The sequence below is a fragment of the Limisphaerales bacterium genome (assembly GCA_014382585.1).
Taxonomy (GTDB): Bacteria; Verrucomicrobiota; Verrucomicrobiia; order Limisphaerales; family UBA1100; genus JACNJL01.
In genome coordinates, this window is the sequence record JACNJL010000038.1 from 76,061 (window position 1) to 96,712 (window position 20,652).

Consider the following 20,652-nt stretch of genomic DNA (forward strand, 5'->3'; position numbering starts at 1 on the left):
CTTCTCCATCACCCCACCTTCTCCATCACCCCACCTTCTCCATCACCCGCTTGAATACTAGCAAAGACTTCCCCAGTTTCTTGCAAATGGTAAATATTGCCGATTGCGTAAGCCAATTGTCCCTCAAGTCCTAACTTTAGCTGTTTGTAATGCGCTTGCAGCCTTCTCATTCTTACAGTTCCTTCTTGATGTTCTTTCCAGAACTGTTCCCATTTCTTCTTAAAATCTTTTTTCTTTATCTCTTCAAAAAATAGCTTTGAAACTAATCGACGATGCTCTTCAAGTGCTTTCTCCAAAGCATCCAGCTTTTCGTCAATGTTGATTATTCTTTCTTTGATTTTAAACTTTTTAAAATCGACCGGCAAAGGGTTTTTCATGTCGATAACATAATTTAACAACTCCTCTTCTTTGCACATATATTTCCCTTGTTCGGCAAGCCATTCTGAAAATCTCATTTCATTAAGCAAAACCCAGTCTGGATCTCCGGGCGATGGCCAACTCCACCCATCTTCAAACTCTATCAACCCATCGTGAGGCATGATCCCAGTGTAATCCCAAAACTCTTTGATTGCTGTTTTTAGGGTGTTGGCTGAAATTTCTAATTCGCAAACAAACCCGTCACTCTGTTCGCCTTCAATCTCATAATCATCTTCGCCCACCCACTCCTCCTCATTTTCCTCAAAATGGATTAACTGTTGTTCGTGCCCCCAATTCACCTCTTCGCGCATCCATTTCTCTTCTAGCCAAGCTTGGACTGTTTGATCAAACTAGAAACGTCTTCTGGGTATTCATTATAAAGCCAGTTGAAGTAATCTTCAAAATCGATGTTAGTCCAATCCGGATCTTCCAAATCTGGAATCCAATCGCCTTCGGGGAAGGAGATTTCTCCATCTTCGGGAGCTTCGCCTACAAATTGCCAATATCCGTGCAGCGTTTCCAGAGTGAGCGTGTTTATATCGCTCTCATCAGCTTGAGTTATTGAGGGGATACCCAATAGGACAATCAAGAGGAGTTTTAGGAGTGTTTGTTTTGGGTTCATGGTTGGGGTTATTTTAGGTTAGGAGTTGGTTTATTTGAGATGCAACATCCGATTCAGGATGTTTTCGATGGAGTGGATTCGTTTTCGTAAAAGGGGATCACGGTTGGTTTGTTTCAACCAATCTATCATACGAAGGCGGTTGAGAATCAAGGCTGGGTTTTTAGATAATCGCTGGCCGGGGATGGGGCTAAAGCTGAGGCTTAACAGGGCGGTGCTCACATCGCGCGAGGTCATCCCATCGCGTCCGGCTATTGCGGCTTGGAAAGTCTCTTTGTAGAAGGTGTCCATTCCCGGTTCCGTGCCCACGTATCGTAACAATCGGCTGCGCACTGCGCGGCGTTCGTCGGCATCGGTTATACGCGTGTGATAGATTTCCCGCAGGGTGGTCAGGCCGGCCGTGCCTTGGACGTCCAATACATAACGGAAGGCTAAAGGATCCAACCGGCCCTTGGCATCCACGAGGTTTGCCTGAAAATGGGAAAGCAAGTTTAGGTCGCGATGCCGGATCAACACGGCCAGCAAATATCGTTTGGATTGCCGATCCAACAGGCTGGTGTCATCCGTGGCTCTTTCAATCTGGAGCACCGCACGCGCGGCCTCCAGCACTTTGTCCCGGTGCGTGCCGGGATTGAGCCGATCCAAAATCTCATCCAGCCACGCAATCTCCGCCCCACTGGCGGTTTTCTTCAATACTTGCAGTAACACCTTTTCCGCTTCCGGCCCGCCGATTTGCAGTAGTACCGTGAAACAACCCAAGCGCAATGAAGGCGGGCTGACGAAATTCAGATTGGGTTTGGGCAAAGGGTTACTGATCGCCCGCCGTACTTGTTCGGCGGCACTGACAGGCCGCCCATTCAAGGTAAGCGATTGACGCGTGGTCAGATATTCACGGTCCACTCGTTCTGCCAAAAACGTGCCAATCGGCCCCACCGACTTGGGCCCCAAATCCACCAGGCTTTCCAAATAATGCACTGACCGGCGCTGAATAAATTCCGGGCTGTTCGCCTCCACCGTTTTGAGATTTTCAATTAACTCAATCGCCGAACGGCCCACGTCCACCGATTCAAAAATTTTGGTTTCGATCACCTCCACCCGATTAGCCCGCGCCCGCGCAGCCTGAAGCTCTGAACGATGTTCCACCAAAGAAATAGATTCCTCCGCATCCGGCCCATCTGAAATCGAACGATTCGGTGTCACCGAACCCGCAAGCATCCAATACGAAAATGCCGTGCCCACTGCAAATCCAACCGTCAATAACAAACCGTGGGCAGGTTTCATATAGGAACCGTAAGAACAGCAGGGGGGGCGTCAACAAAATAGCACACTAATCTCTATGAAAATAATTTATGAAACCTATGAATTAAATTTATAGCACCCATTTCAGCACGGCAGGGCAGCGTTGAAATGGGAAGTGAACGAAGGCGCATTAAGCGAAAGATAACGCAAAAGGTAGGGCGTGCTCTCCGAGCGCGCCAAGGCGGTTTCGGAGAAACCGCCCTACCTAAAACAAATACAACCGAATATATTCCACCACCGGCTCAGGCCAGACGCCGAGTGCCACGGTCAGCAGTGCTAGCACGAGGATGGCGACGGAGGTGGGCAAGCCTACCGGCGTTTTATCCATCTCACCGGTTTCCTCGCGCACGAAGACGGCTTTGAGGATTTTTAGGTAATAATAAAGTGCCACCACGCTGAAGGCGAGGGCCACGGCCACGAGCCAATATAATCCATCGCTCCAATATTCCATTTGTGGCGCGGCGTGAATGGCGGCGAAGAATAAATAAAATTTCCCAACAAATCCCGCGAGCGGGGGAATGCCCGCGAGCGACAGCACAAATACCAATAACGCCAGCGAAAGGCCGGGGCTGGCTTTCCACGCCCCGCGAAAATCATCGATGAGCGCTTCGCGCCCGAGTCGGTCGTTCCACACACTCACCACCGCGAACGCGCCCAGCGTGGCCACGGCGTACACGATTGCATAAAATAGTGCCGCCGCGCGGCCGTCATCGGTGAAGGCCACGACGGCCACCAAAATATATCCGGCATTGGCAATGGCGCTGTAGGCGAGGAGGCGTTTGACATTGGCTTGCCGCAACGCGCCGAGGTTGCCCACCGCCATGCTGGCCACGGCCATTAATAACAACAACGGCACGATCGCCGAATGCGCCGAAGGCAGCGAAACCGGCCCGAGCAAGGCAAGCAACAACGCCACGCCGGCGATTTTGGAGCCGCTGGCAATCCACGCCGCTGCGGGCGTGGGCGCGGCTTGGTACACATCCGGCGCCCACAAATGAAATGGCGCGAGCGCAAGCTTGAAGCCAAGCCCGACCAAAATAAACAAATAAGCCACCACCACTAATCGCGGTGCTTCGGCCAGTGTGGCTTGCGTAATAACCAGTTGCCCCAATGCGCCAAATAAATAACTGATGCCGAATAAAAGAAACGCTGACGCCACCCCGCCATAAGTAAAATATTTAAGTGCGGCTTCAGCGGCTTCAGCGGATTTGGCCGACCCCTTTTGCGCAGAGTTCAGCGCCGTGAGCGCGTACAAGCTCAAGCTCACCAACTCCAACGCCACGAATGCCCCGAGCAGGTTGCGGCTCGTCACCATAAAACCCATCCCCAAAGTAGCCAGCAACAGCAACGCGAAATATTCGCTCACTTGCGGTGTGGAAATTGTTCGCGCCGCCAGCGGCAGCACCAATAGTCCCAGCAAAAACAACAGCGCCTTTAGCGCCAACGTGCCGGCGTTCAAAACCAATTGCCCGTGCGTGGCCACTTCCAGCGCGTGGCCGTCCAAGGCGAAGCTGCCGGTCAACTGAAATGCCAATGCCACCAATGCGCCCACCAGCCCCACGCCGCAAATGCGCAAAGCGGCGCACGCGCGGTCGGCCAATGACGCGCCGCGCAGTTTGGTGTAATCCACGCCCAGCGCCGCGAACAATGCCACCACCACTATTAGGTCGGGCAACAGCGCGGTGAATATTGCGGAGTAATCCATTTTAATTAAATCGGTTCAGCAAAAGTTGCAGGCTACCGGCGATGTGATTGGTCAACAGCCACGGGCAAAGCCCAATAACCAACGACGCGCCCAGCAACAACGCCACCCCCGCCTTTTCCGGCAAGGTCATTGGCGGATATTCCGCATCGCTTTCCCCGTTGTTGCTATTGCTCCGCTCGCGAAAAAATGCTTCGTGAATTTTTGCCAGCGTGTAGCCGAAGGTTGCGAACACTCCAACGCCCGCGCCGATGACAATCCAGGTTGGCAAACTCGCCCACGCCCCGAGCAGCACGTACAGCTCGGACACAAACCCGCTGAACCCCGGCAAGCCCATCGACGCCAATGCCACTATGATGAACACCCACGCGATGCCCGGCATCCGTTCCATCAACCGGTGCAGTTCGTCGAGCATCCGCGTTTTGGTGCGCGTGTAAATCACCGTGCCCACCACCGCGAAGAGCAGCGCGCCGATGACGCCGTGCGAAAACATTTGCAGCACCGCGCCCGTCATTCCCGTGAGATGCAACGTGCCGATACCGAGCAACACAAAGCCCATATGGCTCACGCTGGAATAGCCGATCACGTATTTGAAATCCTCCTGCCGCAACGCCGCCAGCGCTCCGTAAATAATATTGATCACCGCGAACACTGCCACCCACGGCGCCCAAACCATCGCGCCTTCAGGCATCAATCCCACCGCGATGCGCAGGCAACCATACGCGCCGAGCTTCATCACCACACCCGCCAACAGCATACTCGCCGCTGTGGGTGCTGCCGAATGGCCTTGCGGCGCCCACGTATGGAACGGCCACATACCGGCCAAGATCGCGAAGCCCACGAACATTACCGGAAACACCACCGCTTGCAGTCCGCTGGAATAATCCACTTCCATCAGCGCGCGCAAATCGAAGGTGTTCAGCCCCGAAGCAAAGAACAGCGCCAGCATTCCGATCAACACCAACGCGCTGCCGCCGAAAGAATACATCACCAGTTTCATCGCCGCGTATTCGCGCTTCGCGCCACCCCAGATTGCGATCAGAAAATATTTTGGCACAATCGCAATTTCATAAAACACAAACAGCAGAAACAAATCCATCGACAAAAACACGCCGTACACGCCGCCAATCAGCGCAAAGTAAAAGGCATAAAATTGATTGGCGCGGTGATCGAGATTCCAAGTGAAGAGCACACCCGCCACCGCCACCAATCCGGTCACCAACAGCAACGGCAAACTGATCCCATCAAAGCCGGTGTTGAAGCCAACCCCCATCGAAGGAATCCAAGTCCGGCTGATGATATCCTCCATCCCCGGCCCCGTGTAACGCAAGGCACAGCAGAAGGCCGCCGCAAACCCCAGCCCCGCTGTCAACAGCGCCACCCAACGAATCCTTCGATGCGCAGGCGCCGGCATCAACCCACAAACCAGTGCGCCGGTAAAACTTAAGATGACTGTGAGCAGGGCAATCATTTCAAAAAAGTGTCTCGCTAAACCGCAACCACGTGGCCGGCGCCATTCCAGCCCAGAAAACGAGGATGAGCAGCGGGATTAAAACCAGCGTTTCCATCAAAGACAAATCGGGCATCGCACGATGCCGTTCGGGCGTGGGGCCGGTGAACACTTTTTGCAGCATTGTCAGCAAAAACACCGCCGTCGCCAATAGCCCCAGCGTAGCCACCGCCGTGATGCCCGGCGCCACGGCGAAGCTGCTGCTGAAAATCAAAAACTCCGCTGCAAATCCCGCCATAAACGGCAGTCCGAGCGAGCAGAATGTGAGAATAAAAAACGCCGCCGCAAGACGGGGCGTCACCGAGCTCAGTCCTCCGAAGTCTCCCAAGCCGCGCGTGCCGCCGCGTTCCTCCAGCAACCCCACGAGATAAAATAATCCTGCCGCTGCAATACCGTGCGCGAACATTTGCAAAATAATTCCCTGCGTGGCCAGCGCCCGCACATCAATTTTCGCACCGTCGGCCACAAACCCTAACGCGCCCACAGCAAGCACGCAAAAGGCCACATGGTTGAGCGATGAGAAAGCGAGCATCCGTTTGAGATCCGTTTGGCGTAGCGCGAGAAATGCGCCCCACAAAATCGTCACCAACGCAAACGCCATCATCGCCGTGGCGTAGTGCTGCAAATGCGCCGGAAAAATCGGCACCACTAATCGTAGAAAACCGTACACGCCCATCTTGCTCATCACGCCGGTGAGCAGCATCGCCACCGGCGCGGGCGCGGCGGCATACGCGGGGGCCTGCCAAATGTGAAGCGGCGCCATCGGCACTTTCACCCAAAGCCCCGCGAGCACCGCGCAGAAAATCCACGGGCTGACATCCACGCCCATATTAGCGAGCGTAATGAAATCAAACGTTCCTGTTTTTTGAAACAGAAACAGGAATCCCAGCAGCATCGCCACGCTGCCGACCACGGTGAACAGAAAAAAGTTCAGCGCCGCGCGATGGCGTTCCTCGCCGTTACCAAAAAGTTTGATGAGGAAAAATGCCGGAACCAAAGCCAATTCCCAGTAGAGGAACCAATGGAAAAAATTCAACGCGGTAAACGTGCCAAAGAGACCTGTGAAAAGCAGACTGATCAACGCAAAATAAGTACGCGGCCGGTCGGTGTGATTCCACGAGGCCAACACCCCTAACGGCGCGAGCACCGCAGCGAGCAACAGCACGAGCGCATTCAAGCCATCGAGGCCGACAAAATAATCGATCCCGAGCGCAGGAATCCAATTGAATTTTTCCTGAAACTGAATGCCGGTTTCCGTGAGGTCAAACCGCGTGAGCATACAAACCGTCAGCGCCAGCGACACCAACGCGCCGCCGAGCGCGACCATTCGCGCGCGCGCCGCCGGCACAGACAAAATCAAAATCGCCGCCAGCACCGGTGCTAATGTAAGTGCGGTAATCATATCATCCAAAACAGGAGCAGCCCCAGCACCACCGCACCAAAGGCGATGAGCCGAAGGTAGCTTGGCAAAAATCCATTTTGCGGCCGCGTGACCGCCCAACCGCAGTCGCGGAGTTTTTCGCACAAGCCGTCGAAGGCAAAGGTGTCAATGAACCGACGATCACCGCCAATGGCCACCGCGCTGCTGAGTGCGCGCGCCAGTGCCACGGCCATTTCGCGAATGAAAAGCAGTAACTCGTTGAGCTGTTCCCAAATGATGGCCATCAAATTCCAAAGGCGGCCGACGGTGGCGGCGTACAATTCATCGAACCAAAGCTTCTCGCGCAACGGCGCAACCGCCAGCGGATCGGGCGCGGCACCCAGTTCGCGTTTGCCGTAAATCAACCAGCCAATGGCGATGCCGCCGAGCGCCACGGCGATGCTCACGACGATGACGATGGTTTCGTGCGGGAACGCCGTGCCCGGCAGTTTTTCAAAAATGGTTTCGTGTGCCACCGCGCCTAATCCCAGCGCGGCCATGGCGAGGATGACGAGCGGCACGGTCATTACTTTGGGACTTTCGTGTGGCTCGTGTTCGCCGCGATGCGTGCCGGTGAAGACGTACAAACATTGGCGCGTCATATACACTGCCGTAAGTAGCGAAGCGAAGGCGGCGATCCAAAAGATGGGGCGATTGGCCGCCCACGCGCCCGCGAGGATTTCGTCTTTACTGAAAAATCCGCTCGTAAATGGAAACGCCACCAACGCCGCCGTGCCGCACAAATAAGCGATGGAGGTGATGCGCATCGATTTCCACACGCCACCCATTTTGCGGATGTCCTGTTCCTCGTGGCAACCGTGGATGATACTGCCCGCGCCAAGAAAAAGCAGTGCCTTGAAAAACGCGTGCGTCAGCAAATGGAACATCCCAATCGCCACGCCGCCCACGCCGAGCCCCACCATCATTAGGCCGAGTTGGCTCACGGTGGAGTACGCAAGAATGCGTTTGATGTCGTATTGCCCAAGCGCAATGAACGCCGCCACCAACGCGGTGAGTGCGCCCACCCAAGCGACCACCGGCAACGTGCCGCCATCGACGAACAGCGGCATCGCGCGCGCCACAAGGAACACGCCCGCCGCCACCATCGTGGCCGCGTGGATGAGCGCGCTCACGGGCGTGGGGCCTTCCATCGCGTCCGGCAACCACACGTGCAGCGGCAACTGGCCGGACTTGCCCGCCGCGCCGCAAAATAAAAGCAAGCTCACCACGGCGGCAGTTTTGAAGCCCAACACTGTGCCGGCCATTCCGGTTTCCAACAGGCCCGCGCCGCCATCGTAGAGCATCAATGTGCCGGTGGATTTGAAGGCCAACAAAATGCCGATGAGAAAACCCATGTCCCCAATCCGCGTGACGATGAATGCTTTTTTGCCGGCGGCGGCGGCTTCGGGTTTATGATTCCAAAAACTGATGAGCAGGTACGACGCCACGCCGACAATTTCCCAGCACATAAACAACAGCAACAAACTGTTGGCCAACACGAGGCCGAGCATTCCGGCGGCGAACAGCGAAAGGTAACAAAAGAATCGTGCCATCCGTTTGTCGTCCTTCATATAGCCGAAGGAGAAAATGAAAATGAGCAGCCCGACGAACGTGACCATCGCGGCCATCGCACCGGTGAGGGGATCGAGCACGAAACCAAAATTGATCGCGGTACCGCCAACGGCGAGCCATTCGATGTCGAACGTTTTGTGCGTGTCCGCCGCCATTCCCCACGACTCGTGGCACGCCATCAGCGCGAGCACGCACGAGCCGAGCATCGCCGCGATGGCAATGCCCGCCGAGCGGCGTCCGCATTGCACGCCGCTCGTGATGGCAGCAGCCACCAACGGCAACAACGGAATCAATGCTAGTGTTTCGAGGGTCACTCTTCTTTGAGGGTATCAAGTTGTTCGAGATCCACGGTTTTGAAATGACGGTAAACGGCGATCACCAACGCAAGGCCGACGGCGACTTCAGCGGCGGCGACGGCGATGGTAAACAGAGTAAACAGTGGCCCGTGCAGTTCGGCTGGGTTGGGGCTAAATCGCCAAAAGGCGATGAAATTCAGGTTGGCGGCGTTGAGCATAATTTCGATCGAGAACAGTACCACCACCGCATTGCGCCGCGTAAACGCGCCGAGCAATCCGATGCAAAAAAGCACCGCGCCGAGGATGAGGCAATGCTCAAGCGTCATCGGCATCCTCCTTCTTTTTTTCGCCACCCTGCGAAGCGGCCACCGCGCCGACCAGCGCGGCGGTGAGCAGCAGTGCCAACACTTCAAGCGTGACGACGTACGGATTCATCATTTTAAACCCGAGCGCTTTGACCGATGGATTAATCGGTTGGGCGGTTTGCGATAAATCCGCACCCTGAATGGCCGGCAATAAAAGGAACACCAACACTGCCAGCGCCGCAGCCCAGCCCCAAAAGCTGCCGCGTGAACTGATGTCGCGCGCGTCGTCGCCCGTGACACGTTCGGTGAGCATAATGGCGAACAACAACAGAATGCCCACCGCGCCGATGTAAACGAGAATTTGCACCGCGGCGATGAACTCCGCCATCAACAACAGGAAGAGTCCCGCCAGTGCCGCGAAGAAAACCATCAGCGCGAACACGCCGTGGATGAGATTACGCCGCCGTACCGCCATCAGCGCGCCGAGTACGGCAATCACCGCCAACACCCAAAATGTAATTTCCTGCGTCATTCAGCGTATAAATATTCGCGCGGTTTGGCGGTGGAACGGCTGACGTTATTCAACCCCCAGGCCATCACATACAGCAGCACTAAACTCGCCGTCCATGCGCCAACCTTTGCGACAGGCCCAGAGTAAGCATCCATCACATGATGCGACAGACCGGCAAGCAGGATGTTTGCAATGGATAGTGGTAGCAAAAATTTCCACGCGAATGCCATTAGCTGATCCACGCGCAAACGCGGAAGTGTGCCGCGCAGCCAAATCATCACGGCGATCAACCCGAAGATTTTAGCAATAAACCACACCACGGAAAGCCACGGCGCGGCCGCCAAGAATGGCCCGTCGCCTGCACCAAGGAAGAGCGTCACGGCCAAGCCGCTGATGGCGAACATCGCGATGTATTCGCCAAGGAAAAAGAGCGCGAACTTGAAGCCGCTGTACTCGGTGAAATAGCCGGCGATGATCTCGCTTTCAGCTTCAGGAAGATCAAAGGGCGAGCGATTAGTTTCCGCCAGTGCGGCGATGAAGAAAACAATGAAGGCCGCAAGCCCCCACGGGCTGAAGACAAACCAGTTGAACCCGGCTTGCGCGGTGGCAATTTCTTTGGCGTTCAAGCTGCCAACCATCATCACCACGATCACGGCAGACAAGACGAGCGGGATTTCGTAGCTGACCATTTGCGCCACGGCACGCATTCCGCCGAGCAGGGAGTATTTGTTGCGCGAGGCCCAGCCGGCCATAAAAATAGCGAGCGTGTTGAGGCCGGTGATGGCAAAGAAAAAGATGATCGCGCTATCGAGCAAGAATGCCTGAACATTGCCGGACATAAGTTTACCCCACGGAAACTCAAGCGGCAGAAAACAAAGAATGAGCATCGCGGGAATGAGCGCGAGGATGGGGGCGAGCAAGTGGAACAAGCGATCCGCGCCGCGCGGCACGATGTCTTCCTTGAAAATCATTTTGATGCCGTCGGCCGCGGGTTGGCCAAGGCCAAAGAGACTGACGCGCGTGCAGGGCACGCCGATTTTGTTGGGGCCAATGCGGTTTTGAATTCGCGCGAGGGCTTTGCGTTCCATCCACGTGGTAAAGGCAAAGAGCGACGGGAAAATCACCAGCAACGGCACGGTGGCGATGAGGATGTCGATGATGAGCTGAAAACTCATTCGGCGTCCTCCTTAGCTTTTGCTTCGGCGGCGGCTTTTGCCTTGGCTTCCGCAGCCGCTTTAGCTTTTTCGGCGGCGGCTTTTTTCTTGGCTTCTTTGGCGGCTTTATCGGCGGCCATTTTTTGGTCTCGCGTGGCGGCTTCTTGCGGGTGAATTTTGTGGTAGTAATCGTTGCTCTTCAGCAAATCATCGCGGCGCACAAGCAACCCGCCAAACCGATTGGGCGTGCTTAGCTCGAACTGGCTGTTCATCACGATGGCGTCGAACGGGCAAACCTCCACGCAAATCTGGCAGCTCATACAAACGGAAACATCAATGTCAAACTTGGCGGGATAAAACTGCGCCTTGTTGTCGGACCGCTCCGTTTTGTCTTCGCTCTTCTCGATGTAAATGCATTGCGGCGGACACTCGCGCTCGCAGATTTGGCAGGCCACGCAGCGGATGGTGTCCATCGGCTCGCCGGTATCGTGCAGCAGCATTGGGAAGTTGCGGCTGTAATGATTGACCGTGGTGGTATCGCGCAGTTGCTCGCCTTCTTCCTTGGGATACTCGCCGATGCTTTGGGGCAATTTATCCTCGGGGCGCCAATCGTAATCATTGGTGATGAGGCGTTCCTTGTAAAAATAGGAACCCACAAAATTCCGCAAGGTTACCGCCATTCCCTTGAAAATTCCGCCGCCGAGTATGCTCATCGATCCACCTCCCCGAGCACGATGTCGATGCTGCCGAGAATGACGACGGCGTCAGCAATTTTGCCGCCGAGACACATCTCGCGCAGCACCGTGAGATTGATGAGTGACGGCGGCCGCACGCGGTAGCGGTAGGGCTTGGTGGTACCGTCGGCGATGAGATAAAATCCAAGCTCGCCTTTGGGGCCTTCGATGCGGCCGTAGGTTTCGGCGGGTTTGGGCTTAAACACTTTGGACACTTTGCCGATGATATCGCCTTCGGGAATGTCGGCGAGGGCTTGTTTCAAAATCGCGATGCTCTCGCGCATCTCGAGCATTCGAATCATAAATCGATCGTAGCAATCGCCGGTGTCGCCATCGGTGTAAGGCACGCGAAATTTGAACCGATCGTAAATGCCATAAGCGTCCACTTTGCGGAGGTCATAATTCACGCCGCTGGCGCGCAACATCGGGCCGGTGATGCCGGCATTGATGGCCAGTTCGCGTGATAAATTCCCGACACCCTGCGTGCGACTGAGGATGATTTCGTTTTCGCAAAGGAGCTGTTCGTACTCGTCGAGGAACGCAGGGAAGCGATCGACCAATTCCCGCGTGCGGTTGAGCCAACCTTCGGGCACATCATTGCGGAGGCCGCCAAAGCGGAAGTAATTGCACATCATCCGCGCGCCGCTGGCTTGCTCGAAGAGATCGAGAATTTTTTCTCGCTCGCGGAAGGCGTACATCAACGGCGTGCCCAGTGCGCCGAGGTCGTTCACAAAAAAACCGACGAGCGTCACGTGATTCACCAAGCGCGTGAGTTCGGCCATGATGACGCGCAGATATTCCGCGCGCTCGGGCACCTCGACATCCACGAGCTTTTCTGCCGCCAACGCGTAGGCCCAATTGTTGGTCATGCTGTTAAAATAATCGAGCCGATCGGTGAAGGGCATGCTCGAAAGGTAGCTCATATTTTCCGCGAGCTTTTCGTGATTGCGATGCAGGTAGCCAAACACCGGTTTCAGGTCCACCACCGTTTCGCCGTCGAGCTTCACGTCCATCCGAAACACGCCGTGCGTGCTCGGATGATGCGGCCCCATCGAGATTTCCAGCAGACTGGTTTCCAAACCTTCCTGCTGCAGCAGCTCGTAATTGGGCGCGGTGGCGGTGCTCAAATGATGACCTTCCCCCGTTGGTGTTTCTCCAAAATTTCGGCATGCGGCGTGGGCTCCCATTCGTAATCGAAAGGCTCGGCGTAATCGCGCCGCATCGGGTGGCCTTCAAATTCGTCCCACATCAAAATGCGGCGTTGATCCGGATGGCCTTTGAAATTCACGCCGAACAAATCGTACACCTCGCGCTCCTGCAAATCGCAACTGCGCCAAACCGGCGTGAGCGATTCCGCCACCGCACCCTCGCGACCGGTGCGTTGTTTGATGACCAGCGGACCGGTTTTGTTAGCGATGGAATAAAGATGATAGACCACATCAATGCGGCCGGCCTCGGTGCGTGTCACGGTTTCGGTTTCGCCGGCGTCGTTGGTGATTTTTTCTTTCACTTCGCGCTCGAGGTAATCTACGCCGGTGACGTTGCTGCAATAATCCCAGCCACTGGCGAGCAGCCACTCGGCGATGGTACGCGCATTTGCGGCGGGCAAAATCACCGCGCCCGCAGCTTCATCCCATCGCGCCTCGGGGAATTCTTTCAGCAATGATTCGCGGCAAACTTCGCTCATGCGGTGACTTCTTTCTCCTCCGGGGCATCAGGTGCATTTGGATTTTCCGGCGGCGACCATACTTCGGGATTGAACGGCGGCTCGAGATCCGTGCCTGTAAAACGCGGCACGGGATATTGCCGGCGACCCTCAGTGAAGGCGGGATCATCCTCAATTTTCATCCCGCGAATTTTTTCCTGCAAATAATTAAGCGACTGCAAAACCGCCTCCGGCCGTGGCGGACAACCCGGCAAATAAACGTCCACGGGGATGTAACGGTCGATGCCCTTCAGCACGTTGTAGCCTTGCTTGAATGGCCCGCCGGAAATCGCACACGCGCCCATCGCAATCACCCATTTGGGCTCGGGCATTTGATTGTAAATCCGCACCACTTGCGGCGCCATTTTTTTGGTGACCGTGCCGGAGACAATCATCAAATCCGCCTGCCGCGGCGTGGGGCGAAACACCTCCGAACCAAACCGCGAGATGTCAAAACGCGAAGTCGCCGAGGCAATCATCTCGATCGCGCAACACGCCAGCCCAAACGTCAGCGGCCACACCGAACCGCCGCGCGCCCAGTTGTAAAGAAAATCCACCTTCGATACGATCACCCCCGCCCGCTCCAACTCCGAGCGCGTGGTGTCGTCGAGGTCCATTCCGACGTTTATGTTTTCGGTCGTCATGAGTTTATTTCCAAGTCAGCACACCTTTGATCCACAAATAAATCAAACTCTCCGCCAGCAACAAAATGAAAACCCCCATCGCCAGAAACGCCCCGAAGGACAGCCCCGTGAACGCCACCGCCCACGGATAAATAAACACCGCCTCAATATCAAAAATCACAAACGCCAGCGCGTACAAATAATACTGCACGTTGAACTGCACCCAAGGATCGCCTTTTGATTCCAACCCGCACTCAAAGGTGGATTGCTTGATATCGTTCGGTTTGCGCGGCGCGAGAATGGCCGAGAGAATCAACGGCCCGCACGCAAAGCCCACCGCCATAACAGCCATCACGCCCAGCAAAAGATATTGGGCATACGGCGTCGGCGCTGTCGCGTCGGCGATTAGCAAAATGGTTTGCACCCCTCAGGTCGTGTCCGCCCTTGCAGACGCGCGGTTTGTAGCACGCCGCTCCGAAATGAAAAGCCCGATTTGTTCCCAACTCATCCGAACGAATCGAACCGCTTGAACCCCCCGCCCCGCCCTGCTACCGTCCGCGCTATGCGAATTTTATCGGGCATCCAACCCTCCGGCGCACTACACATCGGCAACTATTTCGGTATGATGCAGCCCGCCATAGAATTGCAAAACGAAGGCGAGGCCTATTATTTCATCGCCGACTACCACTCGATGACCTCGCTCTTTGACGCCGAGCAACGGCGCCAGAATACGCAGGATGTGGCGCTGGATTTCCTCGCGTGCGGACTGGACCCGGCCAAGGCGGTGTTCTTCCGCCAGAGCGATGTGCCCGAAGTCACTGAGCTGACCTGGCTGCTCACCACGCTCACGCCCATGCCGATGCTGGAGAATTGCCACAGCTATAAGGACAAGCTCGCCAAAGGTCTCAAGCCCAACCACGGCCTGTTCGCCTATCCCGTGCTGATGGCGGCGGATATTTTGATCTACGACAGCAACCTCGTGCCCGTGGGCCGCGATCAGAAACAACACGTGGAGGTCACGCGCGATATTGCCGGGAAATTTAATCAGACTTACGGCGAAACTTTTGTGATTCCTGAACCGCGCATCCGCGCCGATGTCGCCGCTGTGCCCGGCTCCGATGGCCAAAAGATGAGCAAAAGCTATGACAACACCATCGAGATTTTTGGAAATGAAAAGCCGCTGCGCAAAAAAATAATGCGCCTGGTCATGGACAGTCGGCCGCCCGAAGAACCCAAGCCCGATGCGGACCAAAACATCGCCATCCAGTTACTCAAGCTATTTGCCTCCGACGACGTCGCCCAAACCACCGAGGATCAACTCCGCGCCGGCGGTTACGGCTACGGCGATCTCAAGAAAACGCTCTTCGAGCACTACTGGGAACATTTCGCTGCTGCCCGCGCCCAACGCGCCGAGCTGGAAAACAACCTCGATTACGTGAATCAGGTCCTCCGCGAAAGCGCCGAAAAAGCCCGCGCACTGGCTACAACAGTGGTAGACCGCGCCAAGAAAAATTGTGGGTTGAGTTAGGCGGTTACTTCGTGGGGTTGCTGTGGATGAAGCACTTCGGCAATGCCTTTTGGAGCTGGTCAATCTGAGCCTTTGTGAGGTCCGGGTTGCCTGTAATCCAAAGATGTTTTAACTGCGTAAGCTTCTCCAAACCCTTCAGTTCGGTCAGTTTACACATTGAGAGGTCCAAATCTTCCAGTTTTTGGAGCTCCCCCAAACCTGTCGGCAATTTGGTCAGGTTTTTATCGTTTATTACTAGTGACTTTAATGCCGGAAGCTTCTCCAGATCTTTCACATCGGTCAGTTTACTTTCAGCGATGGTTAGCTTAGTCACTTTCCCTAAATCGGCCGAGGTGAGGTCGCCCGTGGATTTTTCGAGTTCATACCGAATCGCCGCCTCAATCATGGAGTTGTCGATGGTAACTATAAAAACTGGAGCTAGTTCTGGATTCTTAGTCTCTCTCTCCAGGGCCTTCTTTTCTGGATTCTTAACCTCTCCCTCTGGGGCTTCCTTTTTCCCACACCCCACCAACGTCACTGCCGCAATGATCAATAGAATCTCCCTCATGTCTTTACCTTTATTTCCACCTCTCAACTTCCTTTAAAATTTCTTCCCGCGAACATTTCGGACGCAATACTGCGCGCGCGCGGTATTTATATTCTTTATTCACCTCATACTTGGGCACAATAAACTGCCAATCCCACGCGGGGTTGGTGGTGTTGAATTCCTTGTTAAATCCTCCGCCACTGGGTGAATGGGTGAGGCGAATGCCTTCAGGCTTTTCAAAGATCAGGATATACACCAGGTCCTCAAAGTTGCCGTAGTAAAAGGGCCGTGAATAGCGCATGCGGGAGTAGTTCTTAAAGAGCGCATCCCGGCTACCTTCCTTCCAGCTCAGCTTAAAGTCATCGCCTTGGGCCAGCACGGTGCTTTCATCATCATGCTCTTGGGTGCAGAGCTGCATCCACATATCTTCCGTGGGTCGCCAACCGCCTTTAAAATAAATGCTCTTATCGATCGGCGCATTGATGTAGCTGGCCCAAAAGAGGCCGAACCAACCCCGCTCGTGTACGTGCTGGCGCGGGATGCAACGGAATTCGATATCGATATAGTGCGGCGCGCGCAGGCTAAAAGTCGTCCAGCTCTCCATATGAAAAGTCGGCGTGGGCGGCTGATGCAGCTCGGCGGTGTGGTCGTTGAGCTTGCGGAAGGTCATCGGCGCCCGGCGCGGTTCAAAGAACACATCCCGCCCGCCAAACTCCGTCTCGCCATTGAACACATGCTCCAGATTCAGCCCGGCAATCCCGGGCACAAACACGCTGCGGGTGCTGTTTTTGTGCCGCAGACTCCAGAGGCCGTTGTACCCGGCGCGATGGCCCTCATGCGCGGCGTTGTCGCCGATCACGGCAGTGAGATCCCCCACGGAAAAGGTGTCATGCGCCATGGCCTGATTCTGTCAGCAGGTCCATCCGATGCGAGTAAAAAAGGTTGCGCATTTGACGTGAATGATTAGGCTCCCACGCAAGTCCAACGTGACAATCCCGCTGCCTCTGGCGTCCGGGGAACAACTGAAAACCCAAAAAAAAGATATGAAAAAACTGTTATCTCTCATTGCAATCGCGGTTCTCGCGATTAACGTGCAGGCCGGCGAATACCCGGACATCAGCATCGGCGACCTCGAAAAAGCCATCAAGGCCGGCAAGGTAGTCGTCATCGACGTGAACGGCGCGAAGTCTTTCACCAAACGCGGGCACATCCCCGGCGCGGTAGCCTTCAAAGACGCGAAAAACCTGGCCAAGCAATTGGAAAAATCCGATAAAGACACCCTCGTGGTGGCTTACTGCGGCGGCCCCAAGTGCAATGCTTACAAGCGTGGCGCATCGGTGGCAGCGGATCTCGGCTTCAAAAACGTGAAGCACCTTTCCGCGGGCATCTCCGGCTGGATCAAAGCCGGCAAAAAGCTCGAGAAGAACTAAAACTTTTTCGACAACAAAAAATCACAAGGCGCCTTCGGGCGCCTTTTTTATTGGGAACATTTGCGACGGAATGAGCGAAGCCTCCTCGCCCCATTTTTTCCACCAGTGATCCACAGAGGTACAGAGAGGTAGGGCGTGCTCTCCGAGCGCGCCAAGGCAGTTTCGGGGAAACCGCCGGGGAAACCGCCCTACCAAACCTTCGTCGCCGAAAGTATTCCCGCGATGGCACGCTTCTCGGCCGCGGGCAAATGCGCAGAGGCGGGATGCGGTTTGGCCGGATTCAATGCCTCGCGAAGACTGGCGAAGACTTGCTGCTTCAATGGCGCAGGCAATCCAGTAAAGGCGGCGCTGTGGATCATGTAGCTGCAGCGGTGTTTGAACATTCGTGTGCGCAGTTCGAAATCACGCAGGGACAAGCCGGCATTCGTCCGGCGCGCTCGTTTGGCAAAATCCATTTTCAACAACGCATTGCCCTCGATGCCACCGGTTGGGAATTTCGCTTCGTTTGCGAATAATAAATAGCGCGTGAGCAGCGTCGCGTGTTTGGCAATCACCGCCTTGGCATCGCCCGCGACCAAGGCGGCGCGGGTGTCGTAGGTTGCCTTGATGGCGCGGTTGACGAAGCCGATTTGGTGCTCGTGCAGCAAATGCGCGAGCACATCGCTGGTGGGCACGGGATAGGTTTCCCAACGGAATTGTTTGCCCGGCGGATTGGCGTATTTTTTAAGGCCCTCGGGCGAGAGCGTCCCGACCAAGTTTCCCCAATGTTGAGCGATGCCGTGTTTGCCGGTGAGATGCCAACCGCCGAAACGATCCTTGAGCGGAATGCTGTGGCCGGTAAGATCCCCGTGAAATGATTCGAGACTGCCACCGCCGGGCCCGGGCACGACGGATTTTAACAGCAAGCCCGGCACGCGTCCGTTTTCGGATTCCGCGTGGCAATTGAAACAACGCGCGCTGCGTTCAATGCGAATCGGCGCGGGGCCTCGCGGGATGTCGAAGATATAAAAGATGCCTCCAAGCGCGGGATCGATGGACGCAATCTCAATTTGCCCGCGCGGCACCCAGCCGACGTAAACGTCCTCATTAAAATAAAGCGCGCGCGGATTGCGCGGCGAGATGCGGCTAAGCTGCAAACTGGTGGTGGAATACACGAGCGTCTGCGTGGCAGGCGAAATCTCCAGCGCTTTCAATAGGCTGACGACAAACGCCTTTTCGCTGGAACGATCCAGCGGCACTTTGCCAGTTTCCAGAGCGGCTTTGATCTTGGTGAACCGATCCTGCGGCGCGCGCTGCCAATAATTGTGCGGCGGCTTCTCAAAATCACGCAGGCGCTTAGCCGCTTCGGCCACGGGAACGGCCAGCATCAGAGCAAACAACATCAAACATCCGCGATTCATTGTTTTTTGGACGCCAAACAGTGCTGGCGATTCGCGGGGATTGTGCCAGACTTCCCCGCACGTTCACAAGCGCCATGAAAAACTTTCTACTAATTCTTCCGCTCCTCGCCCTCGGCTGCCAAAGCGCCCCGCAACGGCCACTCGAGTTTACCACCATGATCGCTCATTGGGCGAACTACGCGCACGCGGATTATCTCCCCTTCGTGAAGGAAGCGCAGCCTGAACTTGCGCAGGTTGGATTTTATGGCGGCCATTACTGGAGCCTTGCGCACACAAAACACGGTGGCGGCTATCCCGCGCATTTCCCGAAAGTGGGCCTCGCGGAAAACCGCTCATGGCTCGCCCAGCGCAACCGCGATTTACACAAACTAGATGTGCTGGTCATCGGCCATTTCAATATTGAATTTCTCGTGGGCGAACCGAAAGGCAAAGACGGCCCGCGCGGGTTTTTCAAATTTTACAACGAGCTATGGGACGAAAAAATCCTTGGCCCCAAGCCGGTGAAGGATCCGATGGACTTGTTAGAAAAAAACGCCGACGGCTCACCGCGCATCAACAACAGCTACTCCATCGGCGGTATGAAAGAATACTGGGCGTGCCTGAACAACCCGCACTGGCGCACGGTCCTTAAGGCCTGGGCGCGGCACGGCATTCGCGCGGGCCTGGATGGTTTTATGATCAATTATTTTTATCGCCACAACTGCTTGTGCAAACATTGCCAGCACGAATTTCGCGAATACCTCGGCAACCGCTTCACGGCGACGGAGTTAAAAACAAAATTCAATATTCAAAAACTCGCCACCCACAAGTTTACCGAAATCGGCGCGTGGCACGACCCCGCCAAGAGCACGCTCTTCAAACGCGAGCAACTGCGCTTTTCGCAAATCGCCACCAAGGAATGTTTCGACGAAGTGTTTGTGAATTACGGACGCTCAATCAAGCCCGGGCTGATTGTCGGCCAATGGAATCACCTCGGCCGCTTCGGGCAAATCAATGGCGACGAGCGCTGCCTCTTACCCAAGGAATTATGGGCGAAAGACGAAGATTACCTTTGGTACAGCACCGGCGGCTCCTCATTTTATACCGACCTCAAAAACGGCTTTCTCGGTGAAGGCACATTGCAAGCACGATACATTCGCGGTGCGACCGGCGGCAAACCCTTTACCCTCGGCAAATACGAAAGCACCCGCACCCGCGCGGCCATCGCCGAACTCATCGCCAACGGCGGCGCGCCGATGGGTTTTTACACCCGATTCACCAACGCGGACGCGCGCAAGATTATCACGCAATATTACCAATTCATCCGTCGTAACGCCGATATTTATAAAGGCAACCAAACCGCCGCCGCAAGCGTGCTGCTCTTCCCGCGCAAAGCCGTCCACGCGGGCAACGTGGCCGATGTGCAAAAATTCCTGAAGCTCGGCGATTCATTGCTGAACCGACACATCCTTTTCGACGTGCTACCCGACGACCTCGCCTCCACCGAGCGCCTCGCGGATTATCAAACAGTTTATCGCGTCAGCGGCAAAACGCCGACCGCATCGAGCCGATTCAAAATCACCGCGCCCACCACCGTTCGCGCCTCGCTCAGCCGACCCGCAAAAGGCGACAAATTGCATATGCATTTTGTGAATTACAATCGCACCGAGCCCGCCAAACCGAAAAGCGCTGGAAGCGGCATCCACGACGAAAAACCCATCGTCGTCGAAGGAGTACGATGTTCCATTCAAATGCCGGAAGGAAAGAAGCTAAAACGCATTCGCTTTCTCACGCCGGAAAACAACAAAGCGATTGAACTTCGTGGCACTTCCTCGGGAAACCAAATACAAATAAACGTCCCCAAATTTCTCGTGTACGGCGTGGTGGAACTGGATTTTGAATAATGGGTGGGACGAGCCTCC

Annotated in this window: 21 protein-coding genes; 3 read left to right on the plus strand and 18 right to left on the minus strand. The window is 55.5% G+C overall.

Annotation, left to right across the window (positions count from 1 at the left end; all coding sequences use genetic code 11):
• Positions 1–8 precede the first annotated feature (8 nt).
• The 15 genes from H8E27_08055 to H8E27_08125 all read right to left on the minus strand — a co-directional run bounded on the left by H8E27_08055 (position 9) and on the right by H8E27_08125 (position 14,219).
• Complete coding sequence (locus H8E27_08055; protein MBC8325563.1) at positions 9–728, minus strand: hypothetical protein; 720 nt, start codon at positions 726–728, stop codon at positions 9–11.
• Between the two features lie 11 nt (positions 729–739).
• Entirely contained in the window at positions 740–1,039 is a 300-nt protein-coding gene (locus H8E27_08060) for a hypothetical protein (protein MBC8325564.1), read from the minus strand.
• Positions 1,040–1,069: 30 nt separating this feature from the next.
• A complete protein-coding gene (locus tag H8E27_08065; GenBank protein ID MBC8325565.1) occupies positions 1,070–2,317 on the minus strand; it encodes a hypothetical protein in 1,248 nt (415 codons plus the stop codon).
• Between the two features lie 223 nt (positions 2,318–2,540).
• Positions 2,541–4,040, minus strand: a complete 1,500-nt coding sequence (locus H8E27_08070; protein MBC8325566.1) for an NADH-quinone oxidoreductase subunit N — start codon at positions 4,038–4,040, stop codon at positions 2,541–2,543.
• A 1-nt stretch (position 4,041) separates the two neighbouring features.
• Positions 4,042–5,505 (minus strand): NADH-quinone oxidoreductase subunit M, encoded by a 1,464-nt coding sequence (locus tag H8E27_08075; protein MBC8325567.1) that lies wholly within the window; start codon positions 5,503–5,505, stop codon positions 4,042–4,044.
• Between the two features lie 4 nt (positions 5,506–5,509).
• Positions 5,510–6,949 carry an NADH-quinone oxidoreductase subunit M gene (locus H8E27_08080; protein MBC8325568.1) on the minus strand — a complete coding sequence of 480 codons (1,440 nt, stop codon included), beginning with the start codon at positions 6,947–6,949 and terminating at the stop codon, positions 5,510–5,512.
• Positions 6,946–8,853 (minus strand): NADH-quinone oxidoreductase subunit L, encoded by a 1,908-nt coding sequence (nuoL, locus tag H8E27_08085; protein ID MBC8325569.1) that lies wholly within the window; start codon positions 8,851–8,853, stop codon positions 6,946–6,948. The genes H8E27_08080 and nuoL overlap by 4 nt, the downstream gene beginning before the upstream one ends.
• Positions 8,850–9,161, minus strand: a complete 312-nt coding sequence (gene nuoK / locus H8E27_08090) for an NADH-quinone oxidoreductase subunit NuoK (GenBank protein ID MBC8325570.1) — start codon at positions 9,159–9,161, stop codon at positions 8,850–8,852. Before nuoK ends, nuoL begins: the two co-directional genes overlap by 4 nt.
• Complete coding sequence (locus H8E27_08095; GenBank protein ID MBC8325571.1) at positions 9,151–9,672, minus strand: NADH-quinone oxidoreductase subunit J; 522 nt, start codon at positions 9,670–9,672, stop codon at positions 9,151–9,153. Before H8E27_08095 ends, nuoK begins: the two co-directional genes overlap by 11 nt.
• On the minus strand, positions 9,669–10,826 hold the full coding sequence (gene nuoH / locus H8E27_08100) for an NADH-quinone oxidoreductase subunit NuoH (GenBank protein ID MBC8325572.1): 1,158 nt from the start codon (positions 10,824–10,826) through the stop codon (positions 9,669–9,671). The genes H8E27_08095 and nuoH overlap by 4 nt, the downstream gene beginning before the upstream one ends.
• Positions 10,823–11,512 carry a 4Fe-4S dicluster domain-containing protein gene (locus tag H8E27_08105; protein ID MBC8325573.1) on the minus strand — a complete coding sequence of 230 codons (690 nt, stop codon included), beginning with the start codon at positions 11,510–11,512 and terminating at the stop codon, positions 10,823–10,825. Before H8E27_08105 ends, nuoH begins: the two co-directional genes overlap by 4 nt.
• Positions 11,513–11,514: 2 nt before the next feature.
• On the minus strand, positions 11,515–12,726 hold the full coding sequence (locus H8E27_08110) for an NADH-quinone oxidoreductase subunit D (GenBank protein ID MBC8325574.1): 1,212 nt from the start codon (positions 12,724–12,726) through the stop codon (positions 11,515–11,517).
• Positions 12,663–13,226: an NADH-quinone oxidoreductase subunit C gene (locus tag H8E27_08115; GenBank protein MBC8325575.1), complete on the minus strand. Its 564-nt coding sequence runs from the start codon at positions 13,224–13,226 to the stop codon at positions 12,663–12,665. The genes H8E27_08110 and H8E27_08115 overlap by 64 nt, the downstream gene beginning before the upstream one ends.
• Positions 13,223–13,861, minus strand: coding sequence for an NADH-quinone oxidoreductase subunit B (locus H8E27_08120; protein MBC8325576.1), 639 nt, complete (start codon positions 13,859–13,861; stop codon positions 13,223–13,225). The genes H8E27_08115 and H8E27_08120 overlap by 4 nt, the downstream gene beginning before the upstream one ends.
• A gap of 31 nt (positions 13,862–13,892) precedes the next feature.
• Entirely contained in the window at positions 13,893–14,219 is a 327-nt protein-coding gene (locus tag H8E27_08125; protein MBC8325577.1) for an NADH-quinone oxidoreductase subunit A, read from the minus strand.
• A 210-nt stretch (positions 14,220–14,429) separates the two neighbouring features.
• Here H8E27_08125 and trpS point away from each other — a divergent pair, with 210 nt between their 5' ends.
• Positions 14,430–15,395 (plus strand): tryptophan--tRNA ligase, encoded by a 966-nt coding sequence (trpS, locus tag H8E27_08130; protein ID MBC8325578.1) that lies wholly within the window; start codon positions 14,430–14,432, stop codon positions 15,393–15,395.
• A gap of 4 nt (positions 15,396–15,399) precedes the next feature.
• Here the strand turns inward: trpS and H8E27_08135 are convergent, their stop codons facing one another.
• A complete protein-coding gene (locus H8E27_08135; protein ID MBC8325579.1) occupies positions 15,400–15,780 on the minus strand; it encodes a leucine-rich repeat domain-containing protein in 381 nt (126 codons plus the stop codon).
• A 172-nt stretch (positions 15,781–15,952) separates the two neighbouring features.
• Positions 15,953–16,819, minus strand: coding sequence for a hypothetical protein (locus H8E27_08140; protein MBC8325580.1), 867 nt, complete (start codon positions 16,817–16,819; stop codon positions 15,953–15,955).
• Positions 16,820–16,964: 145 nt separating this feature from the next.
• Between H8E27_08140 and H8E27_08145 the strand changes: the two genes are divergently transcribed.
• Positions 16,965–17,351, plus strand: a complete 387-nt coding sequence (locus H8E27_08145) for a rhodanese-like domain-containing protein (protein ID MBC8325581.1) — start codon at positions 16,965–16,967, stop codon at positions 17,349–17,351.
• Positions 17,352–17,539: 188 nt separating this feature from the next.
• Here H8E27_08145 and H8E27_08150 read toward each other — a convergent pair whose 3' ends face one another.
• Entirely contained in the window at positions 17,540–18,751 is a 1,212-nt protein-coding gene (locus H8E27_08150; GenBank protein ID MBC8325582.1) for a hypothetical protein, read from the minus strand.
• Between the two features lie 74 nt (positions 18,752–18,825).
• On the opposite strand from H8E27_08150, the gene H8E27_08155 reads away from it, so the two are divergent.
• Positions 18,826–20,634 carry a hypothetical protein gene (locus tag H8E27_08155; protein ID MBC8325583.1) on the plus strand — a complete coding sequence of 603 codons (1,809 nt, stop codon included), beginning with the start codon at positions 18,826–18,828 and terminating at the stop codon, positions 20,632–20,634.
• Positions 20,635–20,652 lie beyond the last annotated feature (18 nt).